Raw genomic sequence first — 24,480 nt, forward strand, 5'->3', positions numbered from 1 at the left:
CGCGCTTTGGATCACGATGGGTCGGGTCCCGACCGACCCGGACGCATGACCACGATCGATTCCGATGGCTCGGAGCCGGATACGGGCCGAAAACTGGGGTTACGCCTGCGCTGTAGACCGATCCGCCAGCGTCACTTCCAGCAACGCCAGCAAGGCTTCGTGAAGCGGCTCGCCCGATGCGGCGATCGGAGGATGGACCGGGTGCTCCCGATTGTAGAGCAGGGGATCTCCGGACAGCTGCGACAGGCGGCCACCGGCTTCGTGCACCAAAAGGTCGGCGCCCGCAAGGTCCCAATCGCAGGGACCGCGGGTCGACGCGGCACCGTCCAGACGGCCCGCCGCGACGAGGGCCAGACGGTAGGCGAGCGACGGCACGAACGGCACCGAGACGAGGCCGGCGTCGGTCGCCGCCTGGTGGGCCATGACCTTGCGCGGACCGGCGATCTGGGCCCCCGAGAGGCCGGGCCTGCGGCCGGCTTCCATGCGCTCCGCGCCCAGCCAGGCGCCATGGCCCGCGGCGGCGACGAACATCTCGTCGTGGCGCGGGCAGAAGACTGCGGCGGCGACCGGGCGACCGTCGGTGACGACTGCGAGGCTGATGGTCCATTCGTCGGCGCCGCGGATGAAGGCGCGGGTGCCGTCGATGGGGTCGACCACGAACAGGGTGCGCCGGTCGAACCGGTCGGCGGTGTCGGCGGTCTCCTCCGACAGCCAGCCGTAGTCCGGCCGGGCCGCGCCGAGGGTCTCGCGCAGATAGGTGTCGACGGCGATGTCGGCCTCGGTGACCGGCGACTCGTCGCCCTTGGTCCAGCGCTTCAGATCGGTCTCGAAGAAGCCGAGCGCGATCCGGCCGGCCGCGCGCGCGGCCGTCTCCAGCAGCGCCACGTCGGCGTCGAGATGGGCGATCGGCGAGATGGCGTCAGCGTCCGGCAATCGTCATGTCCTCGATGGCGACCGTCGGCGCGTTCACGGTACGGGTTTCCTCCAGGTCGTTCGCCACCATCATGCGCGCGAACATGTCGTCGAGCTTGCCGGCGATGGTGATCTCGCTGACCGGGTAGGCGATCTTGCCGTTCTCGATCCAGAAGCCGGCGGCGCCGCGCGAATAGTCGCCGGTGACGAGGTTGACGCCGTGGCCGATGAGCTCGGTCACCAGCAGCCCCTCGCCGATGTCGCGCATCATGTCCTCCGGCGAGCGGGTGCCGGCGTGCAGCGTGACGTTGGTGCTGCCGGGGCCGGGCGAGCCGACGCCGCGCCGGGCGCGGCCGTTGGTCTCAAGTCCAAGCTCGCGGGCGGTGGCGGAATCGAGCAGCCAGCGCCGCAGGACGCCGTCCTCGATGATGTCGAACGCCTCGCCGGGGACGCCCTCGCCGTCGAACGGGCGCGAGGCGATGCCGCGGCGGCGGAACGGGTCGTCGGAGATGCGGATGCCGTCGGCGAAGATCTTCTCGCCCATGCGGCTGCGCAGGAAGCTCGTCTTGCGGGCGATGGACGAGCCGTTGACCGCGCCGAGCAGATGGCCGACCAGGCTGGTGGCGACGCGCGGCTCGAACACCACCGCGGCCTTGCGGGTGGTGAGCTTTTCCGGCTCCAGGCGGCGCACGGCGCGCTCGCCGGCGCGGGTGCCGATCGACGCATCGTCCGGCATGTCGGCGAGGTGGACCCGCCCCTCGCCCCAGTAGTCGCGCTCCATCCGCGAGCCGTCGCCGGCGATCGCCGAGGCCGAGCGGCCGTGGCGGGTGGCGCGGTAGCCGTCGGAGAAGCCCTCGGAGGTGACCAGCACGATGCCGCCGGTGGACATGGAGGCCGAGGTGCCGCCGGACCGGGTGACGCCGGCGACGTCGGTCATCGCGCGCTCGAGGCGGTGCGCGGAGGCGGTGAGCGCGGCAGCGTCCGGGAGGTCGGCGTCCTCCAGGTCGAGGTCGGCGTCGGAGCGGCCGAGTCGGGCCGGATCGGCGAGCCCGGCGAACGGATCCTCCGGCGCGACCCGCGCCATCGCCACGGCCCGTTCGGCGAGCGCCTTCGGGTCCTCGGTGAGGTTGGCGGAGACGACGGCCGAGCGGCGGCCGGCGAAGACGCGCAGGCCGAGATCGGCGGATTCGGCCCGCTCGGTCTCCTCCACCTTGCCCTCGCGCACCGAGACCGACAGCGCCGTGCCGTGAACGACGACCGCATCGGCCGCGTCGGCGCCGGCGGCGCGTGCCGCGGCGACCAGCCGGTCGGCAACCTCGGTCAGCGCGGAAAGGTCGGTCGCATCGGTCATGGGGGTCCTGTCGGTCGGAGCGTGGCATGGGAGGCGGCCGCCGGGGAGAGGCCGCGGCCGCCGAAGGCTCGGCTGACCGTCATGTACGGACCGTCCGGCGCGTGTGCAAGCCGCGCCGGCGGCGGGGTGCGGGCGGGCGGACTTGGTTTAGGAAAGGTTCCCGTGATCCCCGGCATTGCAACGCGGCGTTTAATGGGGCCGAAAAGCGGCGGCGCTATAGTCCTCTCCATAGGACGCGGACCGGCACGCCCAAGACGCCGGCCGCACCAACAGGAGATGCGTTATGATCCAGGCCCTTCATGAGACGCAGGCGGGCGTCCTCGATGCAGCGGTCGACCACCACGCCGGAGCGTGCAAGGTCCCGGCGAAGTTCACCGTCGACGTCGACGACGCGACGCTGCATGTCCACCTCGATCAGGACCGCGCGCTGATCCGCCGCGTCGGACCGGAGGGCACGGACACCGCGGTGGTGCCGATGGCCGCCTATCACGGCGTGGCCGTCAGCGCGGTGCGCGACGCGGCGACCGGACCGGTGTTCCAGCTGACGCTGTGCCACCCGGACCCGACCCTGTCGGTGCCGCTGGCGACCGGCACCTGCACCGCCGAGATCGGCGCCGCCTGGCGCGCCTGGGGCGCCGCCCTCGACCGGCCGCTGCTGGTGCTCGACCAGGCCGGCGGCGTGTCGGCCCGCCTCGACCGCATCGGCGCCGTGTTCGCAGAGAAGCCGTCGCCCCGCCGCAAGGGCTCGGCGCTGGTCGGCCGCCGTTCGCGCTTCGCCCGGCGCCGGACCGCCGGCACGCCCGGCGCGCCGCGGGTCTACAGCGAAGAGCGCGAGATCATCGCGCGGAATTGATGTTTTCGCTCACGCCAATTCACTGCGCTCATGGCTGCGCGAGCGCGGCCTGACCGGCCGGCGCGCGGTCGCGCGCTGCTGGTGGTGTCCGGCCAGGCCCTAGGTGGTCAGGATGGCTGGAAACCGGATTTTGCGAGGCAACCCATTTCGGGCTCGCACGAATGCTTCCCCAGAGGACGACTGTCCGACGGCCGGTCAGGCCGCCCACCCGGAGCCGGTGAGCGCCAGCGAACTCGGCGTGAGGGGAAAGAAAGACCCACTCAGAAAAACCCGCCGTTCCGGACCAGCGCATCGGCGACGAGGCCGGCGAAGAAGAACCAGCCGGCGTGCCAGTTGGAACGGAACAGCCGGAGGCAGACCGGCGAGCTCGTCGTGTCGAGCACCTTCACCTGCCAGGCGAGGTGGCCGGCGAAGCCGGCGAGCCCCAGATAGGCCAGCGGACCGACGCCCGCCCACGCGCAGGACGCCGCCAGCACCAGCACCGCCCCCGCCCCGAACGCCGACAGGATCGGCTTGGTGCGCTCCCCGAACAAGAGCGCCGTCGACTTGATGCCGACCAGCACGTCGTCCTCGGTGTCCTGGTGGGCGTAGATGGTGTCGTAGAAGATCGTCCACAGGATCGACGCAACGTAGACGCCGAGCGCCGGCCAGCCGAGCGATCCGAACACCGCCGTCCAGCCCAGGAACGCCCCCCACGAGAAGGCGAGGCCGAGCACGAACTGCGGCCAGTAGGTGATCCGCTTCATGAACGGGTAGATCGCCACCACCACCAGCGAGGCGATGCCGGTGACGATGGTGGTGAGGTTGAACTGCAGCAGCACCGCCAGCCCGATCAGGCAGAGGACCAGCATGAACACGGCCGCCTGGCGCGGCGTCACCTGGCCCGACGGGATCGGCCGGCCGCGGGTGCGGTAGACCCGCGCGTCGAGATCGCGGTCGACGATGTCGTTGAAGACGCAGCCGGCGCCGCGCATGGCGACCGCGCCGATCAGGAACAGCAGCCAGTACCAGGGGCTCGGCCAGGCCCGCCCCGCCGCGTCGCTCGCCAGCGCCAGCGACCACCAGCACGGCCACAGCAGCAGCTGCCAGCCGATCGGCCGCTCCAGCCGCGCCATCCGCGCATAGGGCAGGAACCACGCGGGCGACCAGCGCTCGACCCAGTGGCCCCTGACGGTGTCGGGAAGGGAGGCGCTTTCGATCATCGACAGGCTCCGGCCGTTGGCGGGGTGGACGGTGCGGACATCGCCCACGCCCGGCTTCGGGTCAAGCGGCTCGACCGGACCGGGAGGCGATGCTAAACGCGGCGCGGACACATCCGGGACATGACGAGAAGGCGGACGCGCGGGCCATGAACATACTCCTGATCGGTGGCGGCGGCCGCGAACATGCGCTTGCCTGGGCGCTGCTGAAGTCTCCCCTCACCGACCGGCTGATCGTGGCGCCCGGCAACGCCGGCATCGCGGAGATCGCCGAAACCGCGCCGCTGGCCGCCGACGACCACGCCGCGGTGATCGCGTTCTGCCGCGACAACGACATCGGCCTGGTGGTGGTCGGCCCGGAGGCGCCGCTGGTGGCGGGGCTCGTCGACGCGCTGGAGGAGGCCGGCATCCGCGCCTTCGGCCCCTCGAAGGCGGCGAGCGCGCTGGAGGGCTCCAAGGCGTTCACCAAGGAACTGTGCACCGAGGCGCACATCCCCACCGCTGCCTACCGGCGCGCGGCGAGCCGCGCGGACGCGCTGGCGGCGCTCGAGGCGATGGGCGCGCCGATCGTGGTCAAGGCCGACGGGCTCGCCGCCGGCAAGGGCGTCGTCGTCGCCGAGACCATGGACGAGGCCGTCGCCGCCATCGAGGCCTGCTTCGCCGGCACGTTCGGCGCGGCCGGCGCCGAGGTGGTGCTGGAGGAAAAGCTGGTCGGCGAGGAGGCGAGCTTCTTTGCCGTTACCGACGGCGAGACCGTGGTGGCGCTCGCCACCGCCCAGGACCACAAGCGCGCCTTCGACGGCGACGAGGGGCCGAACACCGGCGGCATGGGCGCCTATTCGCCGGCGCCGGTGATGACCGACGCGATGATCGACCGCACCATGCGCGAGATCGTCGAGCCGACGGTGGCGGCCATGAAGGCGCGCGGCACCCCGGTGAAGGGCGTGCTCTATGCCGGGCTGATGATCACGGCCAAGGGCCCGGAGCTGATCGAGTACAACGTCCGCTTCGGCGATCCGGAGTGCCAGGTGCTGATGATGCGGCTGGAAAGCGACCTGGCGGCGCTGCTGCTCGCCGCCGCCGAAGGCCGGCTCGCCGGCGAAACGGTCGCCTGGTCGGACGAGCCGGCGCTCACCGTGGTGATGGCGGCGAACGGCTATCCGGGCCCGGTGCAGAACGGCTCGGAGATCGGCGGCATCGCCGGGATCGACGGTCCCGACACGGTTGTCTTCCATGCCGGCACGGCGCGCGACGGCGACCGGCTGGTGGCGAAGGGCGGGCGCGTGCTCGCCGTCACCGCCAGGGCCGCCACCATCGAAGAGGCCCGCGACCGGGCCTACGCCGCGGTCGACCGGATCGACTGGCCGGGCGGCTTCTGCCGCCGCGACATCGGCGCCAGGGCCATCGGCCGGAGGACGTAGGCGCCGCGCCCGATCGGGCGTAGCATCCCGCCACCAGCCCCGAAGGGAGAGGATGCGATGCGCGTGATGGTGTTGGTGAAGGCGACGGAAGAGTCCGAGGAAGGCAGGATGCCGGAGCCGGGGCTTCTCGAGGCCATGGGCAAGTTCAACGAAGAGCTGGCGAACGCCGGCCTGCTGGTGACGGGCGACGGCCTGAAGCCGTCCTCCCGGGGCAAGCGGATCGCCTTCGACGGGCCGGGCCGCACGGTGATCGACGGGCCGTTCGCGCAGACGCGCGAGCTCGTCGCCGGTTTCTGGATCTGGAACGTGAAGGACCTGGCCGAGGCGGTGGAATGGGCCAAGCGCTGCCCGAACCCGATGCCCGGCCCGAGCGAGCTCGAAATCCGGCCGTTGTACGAAGAGGCCGATTTCGCCTAGCGCGCGATCCGGCGGGCCGCGGGTTCAGCCCGCGGCGGCGATCAGGAACACGCCGCCGGCGAGCACCGAGCCGGTGCCCAGCACCCTGAGGGCGGAGACGCCGCGCGCCTGGTCGAGCAGCAGGCTGGCGCCGGCGAGGCCTGCGATGTGCAGGCCGGCGGTGGTGACGAGAAAGCCGAAAAGGTAGCTCCAGCCGGCGGCGACGGGGGCCTCGACCCCGTGGGCGGCGCCATGGGCGAGGCCGAAGGCCAGCGTCGCGGTGGCCGCGAGCGGCACCGCGACCGGACGCGCGAGCGCCACGGCCGTCCCGAGGGCGACGCTCGACAGCGCCACCGCGATCTCGGTTCCCGGCAGCACGACGCCGGGCCGGGCGGCCAGTGCGCCGGCCGCCATGGCGGCCACGAAGGCGGCGGGTACCGTCCACAGGGCGCGGCCGCCGAGCTGGGCGCTCCAGGCGCCGACCAGCACCATCGCCAGCATGTGATCGGGACCGGTGAGCGGATGCAGCCAGCCGCTGCCGGCGAAGCCGTGGGCGAGCGCCGGCCCCGGCGCCAGCGCGGCGAGGCCGGCCGCCCAGGCCAGATGGCGCCCGCTCATGCGGCCTGCCGGCGGGTGCGCAGCAGCTCCGCCAGGATCAGGATCGCCGGGATCATGGCGAACAGCGCCGTGTACATGCCGGAGAAGTAGGCGTAGCCGCCGCCGTGCTGGATCGCGAACACCACCGGAAAGACCAGCACGTGGGCCGGCTCGCCGAGGATCATGCCGACGACCAGGAACCACAGCACGAAATTGCCGAACGCCTGGCGCTGCCACAGGCTCCAGCTGGCGAAGAACCAGATCGCCGGGCCGGCGAGCGCGATGATGAGCAGGAAATCGTGCTCGGGCCAGGTGCCGCCGGTGAGCGCGGCGATCGCCTGATGGAAGCCGGTGACCGTCTCCTCTCCCACGTGGATGTAGAAGAAGCCGAGCATCAGGAGCATCAGCGGCAGGATGCGCGCCGGGTCGGCCGGCAGCCGGGAGGTGGTGTTCCACCAGCCGATCATGCCGCCCATCATGGAGCCCACGACGACGCCGACCACCAGCAGCCCGGCCTGCGCGTAGAGCGTGACGGCATAGACCGCCACCAGCGCGACGAAGAGGATCGCCCACAGCCGGCGCCGGTGAAGCGATGCCGGCTCCGCCTCCGGCCGGGCGCGGACCTTCGGCGCGAGCAGACGCTGGAGCAGCACCACGCCGACGGCCGCAAGCGCGGCGGCGGGGACGAGGCCGGCGACATCGAAGGCGGACCACCCGCCAAGGCCGCCCATGATCGGCTGGAACAGCGCCTCGGCGATGGCCCAGAACGCCGCCCACCAGGCCATCAGCACGCCGAGCGGGTGGCGCAAGGCGAGCCCGAAGCCGCCGATGGCGACCAGCGACGCCGGCGCGCAGACATAGGCGAGGAACCACAGCGCCTCGGTGAGATCGAGGCCGGGCCGGAACCCCGCGCCGGCATGGCCGGCGAGCAGCGGGACCCAGCCGCCGGCGAAGCGCAGGCAGTCGAGCAGCAGCACGAGCGGGATGATGGCGAGGAAGGGCGACAGCAGCCCCTCGACCGGCGGCGCATCCGCCGTCCACAGCCAGCCGGCCAGGGCAAGGCCGGTGAGGATGGCGAGCGCCAGCGCGGGGCCGGGCCCGAGGATGGCCAGCGCGGCGGAAACCGCGGTGACCGCGACACACAGCGAAACGAGAAGGGACGCGAAACGGGGCTTCATGATCGGCACTCCCGTATATTTCAACGCCTGTTGACATACGCCCGCCTCTTGCGCTTGTCAACGTATGTTGACATAGCTGCGGAATGACCAGGCCTCCCTACCCGAAGAAGTCCGACCTCACCCGCGCGCGGATCCTCGACGCGGCGCGCGCGCTGTTCGCCGAAGCCGGCTACGCAGGCGTGTCGGTGCGCGAGATCGCCGCCGAGGCCGGGGCCGACCCGGCGCTCGTGATCCGGTATTTCGGCTCCAAGGAGCAGCTGTTCGCGGCGGCCGCGCGGATCGACCTCCGGCTGCCGGACCTGGAGGGAGCGGACCCTGGCGACGTCGGCCTGCGGCTGGCGAAGCACTTCACGGTCGTGTGGACGGATCCCTTGACCGCGCCCGGCCTGCGCGTGCTGCTGCGCTCGGCGGCGACCCAGCCGGAGGTCTCGGAACGCATGCGCGGGGTGTTCGCCTCCCAGGTGATCCCGGCCATCCGCGCCTACGATCCGAGCGGCGACAGCGACTGGAAGGCGGCGCTGGTGGCGAGCCAGGTGCTGGGCTTCGCGCTAACCCGCTACGTGCTGGAACTGCCGGCCATGACGCAGCTGCCCGAGGCAGCCCTGGTGGCCCATCTCGGCCGGCTGATCCAGACGGCGCTCGAGCTGGAGCCCTACGCCGGCTGATTGCGCGCCCGCGGCAGAAATGCCACGGCCTCGTCCGGCCTGTCGGCGGCGCCTTGCGCGGGGACCGGCCGGCCTCCATGCTCGGATCACGCCGCCTGCCCTGCCCGCGAACGCTCCGAGGTTACCCCATGGCCGCTCTCCCCGAGCTCTTTCCCGGTTTCCGCTCGGAGACGATCGAGGGCGACGGGACGCAGATCTTCTGCCGGATCGGCGGTGAGGGACCGCCGCTGGTCTGCCTGCACGGCTACCCCCAGACCCATGCCATGTGGCACCGGATCGCGCCGGCGCTGGCCACCCGCTACACGGTGGTGCTGCCGGACCTGCGCGGCTACGGCCAGAGCGGGCTCGCCGGCCCCGGCGCCGACCAGCACGCCTATTCCAAGCGCGCCATGGCGAAGGACATCGTCGCGGTGATGAACCGGCTGGGCTATCCGCGCTTCCGCATCGCCGGCCACGACCGGGGCGCCCGCGTCGCCTACCGGCTCGCCTTCGACTTTCCCGAGGCGGTGGAGAAGCTCGCCGTGCTCGACGTGATCCCGACCAAGGCGATGTGGGACCGCTTCGACGTCAAGCGCGCCATGAAGACCTATCACTGGCTGTTCCTGGCCCAGCCGGAGCCAATGCCGGAGCTGCTGATCGCCCGCGCGCCGGTGCAGTACCAGGACTACACGCTGGCGAGCTGGACGAAGTCGGGCAACCTGTCGGCCTTCGACGACCGGGCGCTCGCCCACTACCGGGCGTTCTATTCCGAGGTGCCGCGCATACACGCCACCTGCGAGGACTACCGCGCCGGCGCCACCTCCGACTGGGACGCCGACAGCGACGACGCCGAGGCCGGCCGCAAGATCGCCGCGCCGACCTACGTCATCTGGGGCTCGCACGGCATCCCGGCCACCGGCGAGGGCATCCTGACGATCTGGGAGGACTGGGCGGACAGCGTCGACGGCCAGCCGGTCGATGGCGGCCATTTCGTCTGCGAGGAAGCCCCCGACGAAACGCTGGCGGGACTGCTCCTGTTCTTCGAGGACCCGCAGGAAGCGGGAAGCACCGAGGTCGGATAGGTATTTTTGCGCTCACGCCGATGAGCTGCGCTCACGGCTGCGCGGGCGCGGCCTCCGGCCGGCGCGCGGTCGCGCGCTGATGGTTCGCTCACGCCGATGAGCTGCGCTCACGGCTGCGCGGGCGCGGCCTCCGGCCGGCGCGCGGTCGCGCGCTGATGGGAGCACGCCGCTGGCCCCCGCGTTGAATGGGGGCGCGGCCGCAACTGGATTCCAGCCTTCGCTGGAATGAGCGGAGATTGGCATTTGGCCTCGAGGACAATAGCCGCACGCATTCAAGGACCGCACCCACCAGCCTGCGACCGCAGGCCGGCCGGAGGCCGCCCTCGCGGAGCCGGTGAGCGAAGCGAACCCGGCGTGAGCGGCAAAAACACCTATCTTCGCTCGCGGAAGAAGCCCTTCAGCAGATGCGCCGCCTCGGTCTCGCGGATTCCGCCGTAGACGTCGGGGGCGTGATGGCAGGTGGGCTGCCCGAAAATGCGCGGTCCGTGCTCGACCCCGCCGCCCTTCGGATCGGCGGCGGCGAAATAAAGTCGCCGGATCCGCGCGAATGAGATCGCCGATGCACACATCGGGCACGGTTCCAGAGTAACGTAGAGGTCGCAGCCGGTCAGCCGCTCGTCGCCAAGCATGCGGCAGGCGGCCCGGATGGCGAGAATTTCGGCGTGCGCGGTCGGGTCCGAGAGCTCCCGGGTGCGGTTGCCGTCGAGGGCGAGGAGTTTTCCGTCCTTGACGACGGCCGCCCCGACGGGCACCTCTCCCCGTCCCGCAGCATCGCGCGCCGCACCGAGCGCCTCGTCCATGAAGGATGGGGATTCCCCGCGCCGTCCGCTCTCTGGTTCGATCATGACCGACACGCCCGATACATCCTCCCAAGACCGGATCGCCAAGGTGATGGCCCGCGCCGGTCTGTGCTCGCGCCGCGAGGCGGAAGCCTGGATCGCGGAGGGCCGCGTCACCGTCAACGGCGCCAAGCTCACGACCCCGGCCGTCACCGTCGGCCCCGACGACAAGATCACCGTCGACGGACGGCCGCTCCCGGTCAAGGAGCGGACCCGGCTGTGGCTCTATCACAAGCCGCGCGGCCTGGTGACCACCGCCTTCGACCCGCAGGGACGCCCGACCGTGTTCGAGCGGCTGCCCGAGGGGCTGCCCCGGGTGATGAGCGTCGGCCGGCTTGACATCAACACCGAGGGGCTGCTGCTGCTCACCAACGACGGAGGGCTGTCGCGGGTGCTCGAGCTGCCCACCACCGGCTGGCTGCGCAAGTACCGGGTGCGCGCCCACGGCCAGGTGACCCAGGCGCAGCTCGACAGGCTGAAGGACGGCGTGGCCGTCGACGGCGTGCTCTACGGCGGCATCGAGGCGAAGATCGACCACGACCAGGGCGCCAACATCTGGATGACCATCGGCCTGCGCGAGGGCAAGAACCGCGAGATCAAGAACGTGCTGGGCTCGCTCGGCATGGAGGTCAGCCGCCTCATCCGCATCTCGTTCGGGCCGTTCCAGCTGGGCGACATCCCGCTGGGCGAGGCCGACGAGGTGGCCGGCCGGACGCTGCGCGACCAGCTCGGCGCGCGCCTGATCGAGGCGGCCGGCGCCGACTTCACCTCGCCGGTCAATCAGCAGCCGAACCGCGCCGAGCCCGGCGCCCACCCGCCGCGCCAGCGCTCGCGCAGCGGCGGCGAGCCCACCGATCCGAAGCGGCACGGCGACCGGCCGCACGGCCGCGACGACGCCGGCCGCGGCCCGCGTGGCGAAGGACGCCCCGCCGACGCGCGCGCGGCCCCCGGCGAGCGCGGCGGCTATCGCGGACGACAGAGCAAGGACGGACCGGAGCGGCCGCGCTCGGCCGGCTATCGCGACCGTCCGGCGGGAGGCGGTGGCGAGCGACGTGGCGGCCCGGGCGGCGGCGAAGGCCGTCCCCAGCGCCCGGGCGGGCGCTATGGCGCCGGCGACACGCCGGCCGGCGGACGCGACGAGGCGCGCGGACCGCGCGGCGCCGGACCGGGACGTCCGGGTGGCGGACCGCGTGGCGCGGGCGGCGAAGGTCGCTCGGGATCCGCCCCCCGCTCCGCCGGCTACCGGGACCGCCCGGGTGGCGGCGCGGGTGGCGGACGGCCCGGCGGCGAGGGCCGCACCGGCTCCGCACCGCGTTCGGCGGGCTATCGGGATCGCCCCGGCGGCGACAGCGGCGAGCGCCGCGGCGGTGCCGGAGCGGGACGCCCGGGTGGCGGACCGCGCGGCGCCGGTGGCGGACGTCCGGGCGAGGGTCGGCCCCGGCCGGCCCCGGCCGGTGCCTCCGATGCCCCGCGCAAGACATTCGACCGGTCCGGGCTGCGCACGCCGCGCCCCGAGAGCGATCGCGGCGAGACGGGCGGAAGTCCCGCCGGACGCGGCGGCGCTCCCGGCGACCGGCCCCAGGGCCGCTCCGGCCCGGGCGGGTCCGGTGGACGCGGCGAGCGGCCGGCCGGCGGCCCGGGTGGTGGATACCGCGGCCCCGGCGGCTCGGGTCCCGGCCGTGGACCGGGCGGACCCGGCGGCAACCGGGGACCGCGCGGCGCGGGTGCCGGCGGTGAAAATCGCGGCTCCGGCGGTCCGGGTGGTGCGGGCGGCCGCGACAAGCGGCCGGGCGGACAGGGCAGGCCCGGGGCAGGCGGCCCCGGCAGCTATCGCGGACCCGGCGGCTCCGGCCCCGGACGGGGTCCGGGCGGAGCGGGCGGCAACCGCGGACCGCGCAAGCCCGGCGGACCGAGCGGCTCCGGTCCGAAGCGGGGCCCGCGCTCGTGAGGATCGTCGGCGGCCGGTTTCGGGGCAAGCGGCTTTCCGCACCCCCCGGCCTCTCCACGCGACCGACCACCGACCGCCTGCGCGAGACGGTCTTCAACGTGCTGCAGCACGCCTACGGTGACCCGGTCGAGGGCGCCCGCGTGCTGGACCTCTTCGCCGGCACCGGCGCCGTCGGGCTGGAGGCGCTGTCGCGCGGCGCCAAGTTCACGCTGTTCGTGGAAGAATCGGCCGGCGCGCGCGGCGTGCTGCGCGAGAACGCCGAGACGCTCGGCCTCACCGGGCTGGTGCGCATCTGGCGGCGCGACGCGACGAAGCTCGGCCCGGCCGGCACGCTCGCCCCGTTCGATCTCTGCTTCGCCGACCCGCCCTACGGCCGTGGCCTGGGCACGGCGGCGTTCGCCTCGGCGCGGGCCGGCGGCTGGCTGAAGCCCGGCGCGCTCTGCGTGCTGGAGGAAACCATCAAGGACCAGGTCGACGCGCTGGAAGGCTTCACGCTGGTCGAGCGGCGCGAGTACGGCGAGACGGCGGTCACGTTCTTCGAGCTGGACGACGGCGTCGCCCCGGAGCCCGCGGCGAGCCCGCAGGACTAGCCAAAGATCTGCACGGGACGGCAAGGCGGGCCCAGCCCCCGAACGAAAAACGCCCGCATCCGGAAGGACGCGGGCGTTTTTCGTTTCTGGCGGATCCGCGCCGGCGGGCCGGCGCCGCGACCCCGCTGCTACTCGGCGGCGTTCTTCAGCTCCGGCGCCGCCTGCAGGACGCTGGCGTCCACGTGGTCGGCGAAGCGGGCGAAGTTGTCGACGAACATGCCGACCAGCTTGGCGGCCTGGGCGTCGTAGTCGGCCTTGTCGTCCCACGTGGCGCGCGGGTCGAGGATCTTGGCGTCGACGCCCGGCACCGACACCGGCACCGCGAAGCCGAAGTTCGGATCGGTGCGGAACTCGGCCGAATGCAGCGAGCCGTCGAGGACGGCGGCCAGCAGCGTGCGGGTGGCGGCGATCGGCATGCGCCGGCCGACGCCGTACTTGCCGCCGGTCCAGCCGGTGTTGAGCAGCCAGCAGTCGACGCCGTGCTCGGCGATCAGCTCGCGCAGCAGGTTGCCGTACTCGACCGGGTGACGCGGCAGGAACGGCGCGCCGAAGCAGGTCGAGAACGTCGCCTGCGGCTCGGTGACGCCCTTCTCGGTGCCGGCGATCTTCGCCGTGTAGCCCGAGAGGAAGGTGTACATCGCCTGCGCCGGCGTCAGCTTGGCGATCGGCGGCATCACGCCGAACGCGTCGGCGGTCAGCATGATGATGTTCTTCGGATGCGGCCCGACGCCACCCGGCGCGATGTTCGGCATGAACTCGATCGGATAGGCGCCGCGGGTGTTCTCGGTCTTGGAGTCGTCGTTGAAGTCCGGCTCGCGGGTGTCCGGATCGATGGCGACGTTCTCGTAGATGACGCCGAAGCGCTGGCTCGCTGCCCAGATCTGCGGCTCGGCCTCGGCCGACAGCTTGATCATCTTGGCGTAGGAGCCGCCCTCGAAGTTGAAGACGCCGTTCTCGCTCCAGCCGTGCTCGTCGTCACCGATGAGCTTGCGCTTGGGATCGGCCGAAAGCGTCGTCTTGCCGGTGCCGGAGAGGCCGAAGAAGATCGCCGTGTCGCCGTTCTCGCCGAGATTGGCGGAGCAGTGCATCGGCATGACGCCCTTTGGCGGCAGCAGGTAGTTGAGGACGGTAAAGACCGACTTCTTCATCTCGCCCGCATAGGACGTGCCGGCGATCAGGATGACGTTGCGCGCGAAATCGCAGGCGATCAACGTCTCCGAGCGGCAGTTGTAGCGCTTCGGATCGACCACGAAGCTCGGCAGGTCGATGATGGTGAGCTCCGGGACGAAGCTTTCGAGCTGCTCGGTCTCGGGCCGGATTAGAAGGTTGCGGATGAACAGCGAGTGCCAGGCGTACTCGGTGTACACCCGTACGTTGATCCGGTGTTCCGGGTCGGCGCCGCCGTAGAGGTCCTGGGCAAACAGGTCCATGCCCTGGGCGTGGGCGCGCATGTCGTCGAACAGCAGATCGAACGCGGCCGGCTCGAGCTTGTGGTTGTTGTCCCACCAGATCTGGTCGGCGGTGACGTCGTCGGACACGACGAACTTGTCCTTCGGCGAGCGGCCGGTGTGGACGCCGGTGTCGGCGGCAAGGGTTCCAGCCGCCGTCAGCATGCCTTCGCCGCGCTTGAGCGATTCCTCGTAGAGGCGCGGCGCCGCGAGGTTCCAACGGATCGACGCCAGACCGGACAGGCCGACCGTATCGGTGCCCGCGGCAGGATTTCGCAAGCCGATTTCTTTCACTGTTGTACCTCTCGTTAAACAGCCGGAGCGCGGGTTGAAACCCCCGGTTTTATTTTGCACTGCAGCATCCGGCCGTGGCAGCGACAGATTGCGTCGGTCGCTGCACTGGACCTCCCCACGCGAAAACTCGCGCGACCCTAGTAAACCGCTTCGCTGGTGACAAGCGAAACAAGTGCGACTCGACACCGCTGTCAAACCGGTGCCGAAACCCTCCGCGCGCCAGCGAATACCGGACTCGCGGTCCGGTGATGCGCTCCGCCGGCTAGCGGTCCCGATCCGATACTCCGCCGGAGGCCTCGCGGGCGCGCCGGGCCAGATCGACCAGAACGCCGCGCAGCGAGCCCCCGGGCGGAACGGGCTCGGGAAAGTCGACCCGGGCGGCCTCGTGGCCGACCACCAGATCGATCCCCTCGGGGTCGAGGCCGGTGGCCCGCCAGTCGCCGTCCGGCGCCCCGGCAAGCCGGGTCGCGTAAAGGCACAACGCGTCAGCGTGGTCCTGGTTCATGTGCGCGATGGCACCTTCCTCCGAGGCCAGCAGATCGTCGGCGCCGCTGACATCGGTCATCAGCTCGGCGGCGGGCAGCGTCACGATGCGGCCGAAGCCGGCGACGAGATGGGCGCGCTCCGGCGCGATCCGGTAGACGCCGAAGTCCGGAAAGGCCGCGTAGGCGGCGGCGTCCGGATGGCGCGCCAGGAAGCGGCGCCGCGCGGCGGGATCGTCGGTGCGGGCGATCCGCCCGGCGATGGTGACCCGGGCGAGCGCCAGCGGATCGCCGGGGCGGACGGGTTCGGAGATCATCAGCGAGACGCGATCGTCGGCCTTGAGGTTGCGGGTGTGCACGGCCAGGTCGGAGAGGAGCAGCACCGGCGCGCCGTCCGGCATCGTCGCCACCGTGACCAGCGACACGTGCGGCGCGCCGCCGTCCGGCTCCAGCGTGCCGAGCGCGCCCTGGAAGGCGGTGCGCAGCAGGTGCCGCGCGGTGGTCCGGGCGTCGAATTCAGGGGCGGGGTCGGAGGCCATCGGGATCCCTCGGGTTGCGCCGGCGCGGGGTCGGATGCCCGGCTGGAAGAGGAGCCGCGCACCGCCGGCAAAGCGTCAAATGCGGACTCCCACGCTCCACGAATTGCCCGCGCGCGCCCTTCCCGGCAAGGGGCGCGATCCGCGTCCGCGCCGGAAATGGCACGGAAATCCGTGGATGATCTTCCCATAGGTCAGCAACCGGGTCTTTTACATCACAGTCAAGAAGCCATATTTTGTACGTAATTGGTGCCTCTTACGGGCCTCAGTGACTGCCGCATTTCCCGCTCGGACCGAATTGATCCGAACGAGAGGGGCGTGCGCACCTTATGTGTTTGGAGAGCCACTTCCGGCGGATCGGGCATTTCGGCCCGGCCGGACAGGTTTCTCGGGCGGGACGGGCAACAGACGGAACCGGTGTTCACCGGCATTCATTCCCGTTCTCAAGCGGCCGATCACGGTCATGGCGGCGTTCCGGGCAGAACCGGGCGCCGCGGTGATCAAGAAGACATGAAGAACGCGTTCGAACGCGACGAAAGGACGCTTAATGGCGACGGTTGCACTCGTCGACGACGACCGGAACATCCTGGCCTCGGTCTCGATCGCCCTCGAATCCGAAGGCTATCGGGTCCAGACCTACACCGACGGCGCCTCGGCGCTGCAGGGGCTGACCCAGGATCCGCCGGACCTTGCGATCTTCGACATCAAGATGCCGCGCATGGACGGCATGGAGCTGCTGCGCCGGGTGCGCCAGCAGAGCGACATGCCGGTGATCTTCCTCACCTCCAAGGACGAGGAGATCGACGAGCTGTTCGGGCTGAAGATGGGCGCCGACGACTTCATCCGGAAGCCGTTCTCCCAGCGCCTGCTGGTGGAGCGCGTGAAGGCGGTGATGCGCCGCGCCCAGCCCCGCGACGGCTCGCCGCCGAAGGCCACCGACGCCAGCAAGCTGCTCGAGCGCGGCCTTCTGATGATGGACCAGGAGCGGCACACCTGCACCTGGCAGGGCGAGCAGGTGACGCTGACGGTCACCGAGTTCCTGATCCTGTTCGCGCTCGCCCAGCGCCCGGGCGTGGTGAAGAGCCGCAACGCGCTGATGGACGCCGCCTACGACGATCAGGTCTACGTCGACGACCGCACCATCGACAGCCACATCAAGCGGCTGCGCAAGAAGTTCAAGGTGGTCGACACCAACTTCGACATGATCGAGACCCTGTACGGCGTCGGCTACCGCTTCAAGGAGATGTAGGCCGCGCTTCGCGGGCGCCCTCATGGCCGTCGACACCGACACAAAGTCCGTCCCCCAGAAGACCCCGCGGCGCCGGTTGCGGCTGAGAGCCGTGGGCCGCTTCGGCGCGCGCGTCGGACGGGGCCTGGGCGGGCTTCTGTCGACCTACGTGTTCTCCAGCGTGACCCGCCGCATCCTGGTGCTGAACCTGGTCGGGCTCGTCGCGCTGGTCTCCGGCACGCTCTACCTGAACCAGTTCCGCGCCGGGCTGATCGACGCACGGGTGGAAAGCCTGCTGATCCAGGGCGAGATCATCGCGGCCGCCATCGCCGCATCCGCCACCGTCGACACCGACACCATCTCCGTCGATCCCGAACGCCTGCTGGAGCTGCAGGCCGGCGAAAGCGTCTCGCCCATCGACCAGGGCGCCCACGCGCTCGACTTCCCCATCAATCCGGAGCGCGTCGCGCCGATCCTGCGGCGGCTGATTTCCCCCACCAAGACCCGCGCCCGGATCTACGACCGCGACGGGCTGCTGCTGCTCGATTCCCGGCACCTCTATTCGCGCGGCCAGATCCTGCGCTTCGACCTGCCGCCGCCCCAGGAGAGCGAGCCCGGACCGCTGGAGCGCATCTGGGAGCGGCTGAAGGCCTGGACGCTGCACGGCGACCTGCCGGCCTACAAGGAGATCGGCGGCGCCAACGGCAAGGAGTACCCGGAGGTCGAACGGGCCGTCTCCGGCGCGCCGGCGAGCGTCGTGCGCGTCAACGAGAAGGGCGAGCTGATCGTCTCGGTGGCGGTGCCGATCCAGCGCTTCCGCGCCGTGCTCGGCGCGCTGCTGCTGTCGACCCAGGGCGGCGACATCGATTCCATCCTGCGTGCCGAGCGGCTCGGCATCGTGCGCGTCTTCCTGGTCTCCGCCGGCGTGATGGCGGTGCTGTCGATCCTGATGGCCGGCACCATCGCCGGACCGATCCGCCGGCTGGCGGCGGCCGCCGAGCGGGTGCGCCGGGGCGTGCGCGGCCGCCACGCCATCCCCTCCTTCGACGACCGCCAGGACGAGATCGGCCACCTCGGCCGGGCGCTCAGGGAAATGACCGAGGCGCTCTACAACCGGATCGACGCCATCGAGGCGTTCGCCGCCGACGTCGCCCACGAGCTGAAGAACCCGCTCACCTCGCTCAGAAGCGCCGTGGAAACGCTGCCGCGCGCCCGGACCGACGAGTCCCGCGAGCGGCTGATGGGCATCATCCAGCACGACGTCCGCCGGCTGGACCGGCTGATCTCCGACATTTCCGACGCCTCGCGCCTCGACGCGGAGCTGGCGCGGCGCGACGCCGAGCCGGTCGACATGGTCGCGCTGCTGGAGGCGGTGGTGGAGATGCAGCGCCAAATCGCCCGCTCCAGCGGCATTTCGATCGCGCTGAAGGTCGACATCAAGGCCACCCGCGGCGGCCGCGACGCGTACCTCGTCAACGGGCACGACAGCCGGCTGGGGCAGGTGTTCACCAACCTCCTGGACAACGCCCGCTCGTTCTCGCCGAAGGGCGCGACCATCACCGTGACCGCCCACCGGCGCGAGGGCGAGGTCGAGGTGATCGTCGACGACCAGGGCCAGGGCATCACCGCGGAGAAGATCGAGCGGATCTTCGAGCGCTTCTACACCGACCGGCCGGAGGTCGACGGCTTCGGCGACAACTCCGGCCTCGGCCTGTCGATCTCGCGGCAGATCATCGAGGCCCACGGCGGCACCATTTCGGCGGAAAACCGCACCGTCTCCGACGACGGCGCGTTCCACACGGCGGGGGCGCGCTTCATCGTGCGGCTGCCGGCGCTGACGGCCGGCTGAGCGGGGCCCGGCCATGCAGACGGTCCACGCCACCTGTATCCTGATCGGCCGCCACGGCGTGCTCATCCGCGGCGCATCCGGTGCCGGCAAGACGGCGCTGGCCGGCACGCTGATCCGCGAGACGCAGCGCGACGGCGGCTTCGCCTGCCTCGTCGCCGACGACCGGGTGGCGCTTACGGCCCGTAACGGCCGGCTGGTGGCGCGCGTGCCGGCGCCGATCGCCGGCCGGATGGAGATCCGCGGCAGCGGCATCGTCGAGGTGGATCACGAACCGGCCGCCGTGGTGCGGCTGGTGGTCGACCTCGTGGCGGCCGAGGCGCTCGACCGGATGCCGGACGCGGAGGCGTTGTCCACGCGCATCGACGGCATCGAGGTCGCCCGCCAGCCCGCTTCCGGAAGTGGATGGACCACGATTTCCGCAATCCAAGCGCGTATCGCGGCGATCACGGAAGCGGATGCCGCAGGAATTGAGGTCGATTTCCCTTGAACTGGTTTGCCGGGTAGCCGATTTTGGCCGCCACCTTTCGTCGACCCTGGGTCAGCGCTACGTGACGGATCGATCTTTCTGGCCTTCTTTTTCCCGCGGACGCCTGGCGCCCGCCTCCGCCGCTCGCGCCGAGCCGGCCGGCCGCGCTGATTGCGAGGTCTCATGATCGGGCTCGTTCTTGTCACCCATGGCAGGCTTGCCGAGGAGCTGAAGGCCGCCCTGGAGCACGTGGTCGGCCCCCAGGAGAACGTCGCCACGATCTCCATCGGCCCTGACGACGACATGGAACGGCGCCGCACCGACATCGTCGACGCGCTGGCGGCCGTCGACGACGGCTCCGGCGTGGTGGTGCTCACCGACATGTTCGGCGGCACCCCCTCCAACCTGGCGATCTCCGTGATGCGCGCCGGCACCGTCGAGGTGATCGCCGGCGTGAACCTGCCGATGCTGGTGAAGCTGGCCAGCGTGCGCGTCGACACCCCGCTGGTGAAGGCGGTGGACGACGCCAAGACGGCCGGCCAGAAATACATCAGCGTCGCGAGCCAGGTTCTCTCGGGGAGCCGATGACCGACACCGTGACCGAGCCCCGCACGGTAACGCTCACCATCGTCAACCAGCGCGGCCTGCACGCCCGCGCCTCGGCCAAGTTCGTCAAGTGCCTGGAGTTCTTCGACGCCGAGGTGTCCGTCTCGCGCGACGGCCACACGGTGGGCGGCGGCTCCATCATGGGCCTCCTGATGCTGGGCGCCAGCAAGGGCACCCAGATCACCGTCACCGCGTCGGGCCCCGAGGCCGACGAGGCCATCGCCGCGCTGACCGAGCTGGTCGGCGACGGCTTCGGCGAAGACGGCCAGCACTGCACCTGAGCCCTCGGGCTTCTCCCCGACCCCCCGCATGACCGAACCGGACGATGACCGGACGTCTCCGCACGCCCGCGCGCCGGCGCTGCGCCGGGCTCACGCGCGCCGGGCACGCGAAAGCGCTTGCGGCGCCGACCGGCTAAATATAAAGAAATCTTTATATCGTTATTGAATACCGGCGCCGTCCCCGGTATACCCGGCCCCATGTGGCGCGCCGCACCCTGCCGTGCGCGCCCTTCCACCTGAGAACACGAACGAGGAGCGACCATATGCTCGACAAGCCAGCCACCGATTACATCGTGAAGGACATCGGCCTCGCCGACTGGGGCCGCACCGAGATCGACATCGCCGAGACCGAGATGCCGGGCCTGATGGCCGTCCGCGAGGAATTCGCCGGATCGCAGCCGCTCAAGGGCGCGCGCATCGCCGGCTCGCTGCACATGACCATCCAGACCGCCGTGCTGATCGAGACCCTCGTGGCGCTGGGCGCCGACGTGCGCTGGGCCTCGTGCAACATCTTCTCGACCCAGGACCAGGCCGCCGCCGCCATCGCCGCGACCGGCACCCCGGTGTTCGCCATCAAGGGCGAGACGCTTGAGGAATACTGGGACTACGCCGACAAGATCCTCGACTGGGGCAACGGCGAGACCTGCAACATGATCCTCGACGACGGTGGCGACGCCACCATGCTCGTCATGCTCGGCGCCAAGGCCGAGAAGGATCCTTCGGTCCTCGCCAACCCGAAGAACGAGGAAGAGAAGTTCCTCGTCGCCACCATCAAGCGCCGGCTCGAGAAGGATCCGACCTTCTACTCGCGCTGCCGCGACGCCATCCGCGGCGTCTCCGAGGAGACGACCACGGGCGTCATGCGCCTCTACCAGATGGAGAAGCGCGGCGAACTGCCGTTCCCGGCGATCAACGTCAACGACTCCGTCACCAAGTCGAAGTTCGACAACAAGTACGGCTGCCGTGAATCGCTGGTCGACGCGATCCGTCGCGGCACCGACGTGATGATGGCCGGCAAGGTCGCCGTCGTCTGCGGTTACGGCGACGTCGGCAAGGGCTCGGCCCAGTCGCTGTCGGGCGCCGGCGCCCGCGTCATGGTCACCGAGATCGACCCGATCTGCGCCCTGCAGGCCGCCATGGACGGCTACGAGGTCGTCACGATGGAGCAGGCCGCTCCGCGCGCCGACATCGTCGTCACCGCGACCGGCAACAAGGACGTGCTGACCGTCGATCACATGCGTGCCCTGAAGGACATGGCGATCGTCTGCAACATCGGCCACTTCGACAACGAGATTCAGGTCGACGGCCTGAAGAACTTCAAGTGGAAGAACGTCAAGCCGCAGGTCGACCTGATCGAGTTCCCGGACAGCAAGCGGATGATCCTCCTCTCCGAGGGCCGCCTGGTGAACCTGGGCAACGCGACCGGCCATCCGAGCTTCGTGATGTCGGCCTCGTTCTCCAACCAGACGCTGGCCCAGATCGAGCTGTGGACGAAGGCCGAGCAGTACGAGAAGAAGGTCTACGTGCTGCCGAAGCACCTGGACGAGAAGGTCGCCGAGCTGCACCTGCGCAAGCTGTCGGCGGAGCTGACCACGCTCTCCGACGAGCAGGCCGACTACATCGGCGTGCCGGTCAACGGTCCGTTCAAGTCCGACCAGTACCGCTACTAGTCGCTGCGGGCGCTCCGCGGCGGCCACGCGCCGACGCGGGACACCTGAAAGATCGAAGGCGCCGGCTCGCGAGGGCCGGCGCCTTTTTTTGTCGCGAGGACCGCCGCCGCGTGCGTGGCGGGTCCCATCCGCGCCGCCGATGAATTAGGGTCTGCGGCATCCGCTGCGGTTCGATTCGCGAACCCGCGCGCACAACGGCAAGTCGCGACGACCATGACCGCCCCACACCTCCGGCCGTTCCGACCTCTCGCCGCCGCTCCGCTGTGGTTCGTGCCGATGGTCGCCCCGGCGTTCGCGGCCCCCGCCGGCACGCCGGACGGGCTGGTGCCGCTGGTGCTCGGCGCCGCCGCGGCGGCCGGGCTGCTGGCCACCGTCGGCTTCGCCGCGCTGGCCTGGTCCACTCATCGCCGCCTCGCCGCGCTGAAGGCCGACGGCGCCGACGCGGGCCTGCGCGCGGAGCGGGCCGAAACGCTGCTGGACGCCGCCGACCGGCGCACCCTGGTGCTGCCCGCCGACGGCGGCCCGGCCATCGTCTACGGCGTCGCCGAACTGGGCGGCGTGCCGGCCGCCGCCGACGCCCTTCTCGATCCCGACAGCTGGCTCGCGCCCGACGACGCGGAGACCTTCGCCGCCGCGCTGGAGGCGCTGCGCGCCGACGGCCGGCCGTTCGAGGCGGAACTGCGCACGGCGGCGGGCTCGACGGTCTCGGCGCGCGGACGGATCGCCGGCGACAGCGCCGCCGTCACCTTCGCCCACGCCGTCGGCGGCGCGCAGGCGCCCCAGACCGGCGCGCTGCGCGATTTCCTCGAACGCATGCCCTATCCGGTCTGGATGCGCGATCCGGAAGGCCGGCTGCGCTTCGTCAACGCCGCCTACGCGGACGCGGTGGAAAGCGCCGACCCGGCCGCCGCGATCGCCGCGGGCGACGAGCTCCTCGACACCGCCGGGCGCGAGGCGCTCGCCGCCGCCCGCACCGCCGACGGCCGCGCCGAGGTGCGCGTCTCCACCGTCATCCGCGGCGAGAACCGCACGCTGGACGTGGTCGAGCTGTCGGGACGCGGCGGCAGCGTCGGCGTCGGCATCGACGTGACCGAGCTGGAGCAGACCCATGCGGTGCTGCGCCGGACCGTCGACTTCCACGCCCGCACCCTCGACGAGCTGGCCACCCCGGTCGCCGTGTTCGGCCCCGACCGGCGGCTGCAGTTCTACAACCCCGCCTACCGCGCCCTGTGGGACCTCGACGCCGGCTATCTCGACACCGGTCCGGAGGACGAGACGCTGCTGAAGGCGCTGCGCGCCGCCCGCAAGCTGCCCGAGCAGGCCGAGTTCGACGTCTGGGCCCGCCACGTGACCCGCGGCTACCAGTCGGTGGAAAGCTTCGAGGAGTGGTGGCACCTGCCCGACGGCCAGACGCTCAGGGTGATCACCAACCCCCACCCGCACGGCGGCGTCACCTACATCTACGAAAACGTCACCGAGCGCCTGGATCTGGAGAGCCGCTACAACGCGCTGATCCGGGTGCAGAGCGAGAGCCTCGACCACCTGGCCGAGGGCGTCGCGGTGTTCGGCCCCGACGGCCGGCTGCGGCTCTGCAACCCGGTGTTCCAGGCGCTGTGGAAGCTCTCCGAGGACGCGCTCACCGACCAGACCCACATCACCCGCATCAGCCACGCCAGCGCAAAAAGTCCGGCCGACCGGGCCGCCTGGGTGCGCATCGCCGGCGCCGTCACCAGCCTGGACGACCGGCGCGAGCCCGTCGCCGACCGGCTCGAGCGCGACGACGGCACCGTGGTCGACTACGCCACCGTGCCGCTGCCCGACGGCGCGACGCTGGCGACCTTCGTCGACGTCACCGACACGGTGAAGGTCGAGCGGGCGCTGAAGGAGCGCAACCTGGCGCTGGAGGAGGCCGACCAGCTCAAGACCGCCTTCATCGGCCACGTCTCCTACGAGCTGCGCTCGCCGCTGACGACCATCATCGGCTTCACCCAGCTCTTGACCGGCAGCGGCGTCGGCCCGCTGAACGAGAAGCAGCGCGAGTACGCGAGCTACATCCGCTCGTCGTCGGAGGCGCTGCTCGCCATCATCAACGACATCCTCGACCTGACCACGGTCGACGCCGGCATCATGGAGCTGGAGCTCGGCAGCGTCGACCTCGCCGCCGTGGTCGCCGCCGCGACCGAGGGCCTGCAGGACCGCATCAAGGAAGCCCGTCTCACCGTCGCCATCGACATCGCCCCGGAGATCGGCACCATCACCGCCGACGAGACCCGGGTGCGCCAGGTCGTCTACAACCTGCTCGCCAACGCCGTCACCTTCTCGCCGGACGAGGACACCATCGAGATCCACGGCCGCCGCGACGGCTCCGACGTGGTGCTGTCGGTGGCCGACCACGGCCGCGGCATCTCCGAGGACCAGATCGACGTCGTGTTCGACCGCTTCGTCTCCGACCCCACCGGCGGCCGCCGCCGCGGCGCCGGATTGGGACTTGCCATCGTCAAGAGCTTCGTCGAACTTCACGGCGGTTCGATCGACATCGCGTCCGCCCCCGGTGCCGGCACCACGGTGACCGTCCGGCTTCCCCTCAGGCAATAGATCAAGCGGCGCGGC

The 24,480-nt window shown here is 71.2% G+C and carries 22 protein-coding genes; 14 read left to right on the forward strand and 8 right to left on the reverse strand.

Annotated elements, in window-relative coordinates; genetic code table 11:
* Positions 1–99 precede the first annotated feature (99 nt).
* Entirely contained in the window at positions 100–933 is an 834-nt protein-coding gene (locus AB7M35_RS22050; RefSeq protein WP_453962689.1) for a 3'(2'),5'-bisphosphate nucleotidase CysQ, read from the reverse strand.
* Positions 920–2,263: a TldD/PmbA family protein gene (locus AB7M35_RS22055; RefSeq protein WP_453962691.1), complete on the reverse strand. Its 1,344-nt coding sequence runs from the start codon at positions 2,261–2,263 to the stop codon at positions 920–922. The genes AB7M35_RS22050 and AB7M35_RS22055 overlap by 14 nt, the downstream gene beginning before the upstream one ends.
* A 283-nt stretch (positions 2,264–2,546) precedes the next feature.
* Between AB7M35_RS22055 and AB7M35_RS22060 the strand changes: the two genes are divergently transcribed.
* Positions 2,547–3,116, forward strand: coding sequence for a DUF6101 family protein (locus AB7M35_RS22060; RefSeq protein ID WP_453962692.1), 570 nt, complete (start codon positions 2,547–2,549; stop codon positions 3,114–3,116).
* A 260-nt stretch (positions 3,117–3,376) separates the two neighbouring features.
* Here the strand turns inward: AB7M35_RS22060 and ubiA are convergent, their stop codons facing one another.
* Entirely contained in the window at positions 3,377–4,318 is a 942-nt protein-coding gene (gene ubiA / locus AB7M35_RS22065) for a 4-hydroxybenzoate octaprenyltransferase (RefSeq protein ID WP_453962967.1), read from the reverse strand.
* Positions 4,319–4,464: 146 nt separating this feature from the next.
* On the opposite strand from ubiA, the gene purD reads away from it, so the two are divergent.
* Both purD and AB7M35_RS22075 read left to right on the forward strand, forming a co-directional pair.
* On the forward strand, positions 4,465–5,736 hold the full coding sequence (gene purD / locus AB7M35_RS22070; protein ID WP_453962694.1) for a phosphoribosylamine--glycine ligase: 1,272 nt from the start codon (positions 4,465–4,467) through the stop codon (positions 5,734–5,736).
* Between the two features lie 57 nt (positions 5,737–5,793).
* Positions 5,794–6,153 carry a YciI family protein gene (locus AB7M35_RS22075; RefSeq protein WP_453962695.1) on the forward strand — a complete coding sequence of 120 codons (360 nt, stop codon included), beginning with the start codon at positions 5,794–5,796 and terminating at the stop codon, positions 6,151–6,153.
* A 24-nt stretch (positions 6,154–6,177) separates the two neighbouring features.
* Here the strand turns inward: AB7M35_RS22075 and AB7M35_RS22080 are convergent, their stop codons facing one another.
* Complete coding sequence (locus AB7M35_RS22080) at positions 6,178–6,750, reverse strand: HupE/UreJ family protein (RefSeq protein WP_453962697.1); 573 nt, start codon at positions 6,748–6,750, stop codon at positions 6,178–6,180.
* Positions 6,747–7,907 (reverse strand): hypothetical protein, encoded by a 1,161-nt coding sequence (locus AB7M35_RS22085; RefSeq protein ID WP_453962698.1) that lies wholly within the window; start codon positions 7,905–7,907, stop codon positions 6,747–6,749. Before AB7M35_RS22085 ends, AB7M35_RS22080 begins: the two co-directional genes overlap by 4 nt.
* An 83-nt stretch (positions 7,908–7,990) precedes the next feature.
* Here AB7M35_RS22085 and AB7M35_RS22090 point away from each other — a divergent pair, with 83 nt between their 5' ends.
* Positions 7,991–8,572, forward strand: coding sequence for a TetR/AcrR family transcriptional regulator (locus AB7M35_RS22090; protein WP_453962700.1), 582 nt, complete (start codon positions 7,991–7,993; stop codon positions 8,570–8,572).
* A 128-nt stretch (positions 8,573–8,700) separates the two neighbouring features.
* Entirely contained in the window at positions 8,701–9,633 is a 933-nt protein-coding gene (locus tag AB7M35_RS22095) for an alpha/beta fold hydrolase (protein ID WP_453962701.1), read from the forward strand.
* A 371-nt stretch (positions 9,634–10,004) separates the two neighbouring features.
* Here the strand turns inward: AB7M35_RS22095 and AB7M35_RS22100 are convergent, their stop codons facing one another.
* The gene (locus tag AB7M35_RS22100) at positions 10,005–10,478 is read right to left on the reverse strand and encodes a nucleoside deaminase (protein ID WP_453962968.1); all 474 of its coding nucleotides are present in this window, start codon (positions 10,476–10,478) and stop codon (positions 10,005–10,007) included.
* On the opposite strand from AB7M35_RS22100, the gene AB7M35_RS22105 reads away from it, so the two are divergent.
* Both AB7M35_RS22105 and rsmD read left to right on the forward strand, forming a co-directional pair.
* A complete protein-coding gene (locus AB7M35_RS22105) occupies positions 10,477–12,420 on the forward strand; it encodes a pseudouridine synthase (RefSeq protein WP_453962703.1) in 1,944 nt (647 codons plus the stop codon). The two genes, AB7M35_RS22100 and AB7M35_RS22105, sit on opposite strands and share 2 nt — an antisense overlap.
* Complete coding sequence (rsmD, locus tag AB7M35_RS22110) at positions 12,417–13,010, forward strand: 16S rRNA (guanine(966)-N(2))-methyltransferase RsmD (protein ID WP_453962705.1); 594 nt, start codon at positions 12,417–12,419, stop codon at positions 13,008–13,010. The genes AB7M35_RS22105 and rsmD overlap by 4 nt, the downstream gene beginning before the upstream one ends.
* Positions 13,011–13,138: 128 nt before the next feature.
* Here the strand turns inward: rsmD and AB7M35_RS22115 are convergent, their stop codons facing one another.
* Complete coding sequence (locus AB7M35_RS22115; protein ID WP_453962707.1) at positions 13,139–14,752, reverse strand: phosphoenolpyruvate carboxykinase; 1,614 nt, start codon at positions 14,750–14,752, stop codon at positions 13,139–13,141.
* Positions 14,753–15,014: 262 nt separating this feature from the next.
* Positions 15,015–15,773: a HugZ family pyridoxamine 5'-phosphate oxidase gene (locus AB7M35_RS22120; RefSeq protein WP_453962708.1), complete on the reverse strand. Its 759-nt coding sequence runs from the start codon at positions 15,771–15,773 to the stop codon at positions 15,015–15,017.
* 544 nt (positions 15,774–16,317) lie between these two features.
* On the opposite strand from AB7M35_RS22120, the gene AB7M35_RS22125 reads away from it, so the two are divergent.
* From AB7M35_RS22125 to AB7M35_RS22155, 7 genes are all read left to right on the forward strand, one after another.
* A complete protein-coding gene (locus AB7M35_RS22125) occupies positions 16,318–17,019 on the forward strand; it encodes a response regulator transcription factor (protein WP_453962710.1) in 702 nt (233 codons plus the stop codon).
* A gap of 22 nt (positions 17,020–17,041) precedes the next feature.
* Positions 17,042–18,847: a stimulus-sensing domain-containing protein gene (locus AB7M35_RS22130; protein ID WP_453962712.1), complete on the forward strand. Its 1,806-nt coding sequence runs from the start codon at positions 17,042–17,044 to the stop codon at positions 18,845–18,847.
* 13 nt (positions 18,848–18,860) lie between these two features.
* Positions 18,861–19,334, forward strand: a complete 474-nt coding sequence (locus AB7M35_RS22135; protein WP_453962713.1) for an HPr kinase/phosphorylase — start codon at positions 18,861–18,863, stop codon at positions 19,332–19,334.
* A gap of 162 nt (positions 19,335–19,496) precedes the next feature.
* Complete coding sequence (locus AB7M35_RS22140) at positions 19,497–19,901, forward strand: PTS sugar transporter subunit IIA (protein WP_453962715.1); 405 nt, start codon at positions 19,497–19,499, stop codon at positions 19,899–19,901.
* Complete coding sequence (locus AB7M35_RS22145) at positions 19,898–20,200, forward strand: HPr family phosphocarrier protein (RefSeq protein WP_453962717.1); 303 nt, start codon at positions 19,898–19,900, stop codon at positions 20,198–20,200. Before AB7M35_RS22140 ends, AB7M35_RS22145 begins: the two co-directional genes overlap by 4 nt.
* Before the next feature lie 263 nt (positions 20,201–20,463).
* Positions 20,464–21,870 carry an adenosylhomocysteinase gene (ahcY, locus tag AB7M35_RS22150; RefSeq protein ID WP_453962718.1) on the forward strand — a complete coding sequence of 469 codons (1,407 nt, stop codon included), beginning with the start codon at positions 20,464–20,466 and terminating at the stop codon, positions 21,868–21,870.
* 213 nt (positions 21,871–22,083) lie between these two features.
* Positions 22,084–24,465: an ATP-binding protein gene (locus AB7M35_RS22155; protein WP_453962721.1), complete on the forward strand. Its 2,382-nt coding sequence runs from the start codon at positions 22,084–22,086 to the stop codon at positions 24,463–24,465.
* Positions 24,466–24,480 lie beyond the last annotated feature (15 nt).

This window comes from Amorphus suaedae, from assembly GCF_053629675.1.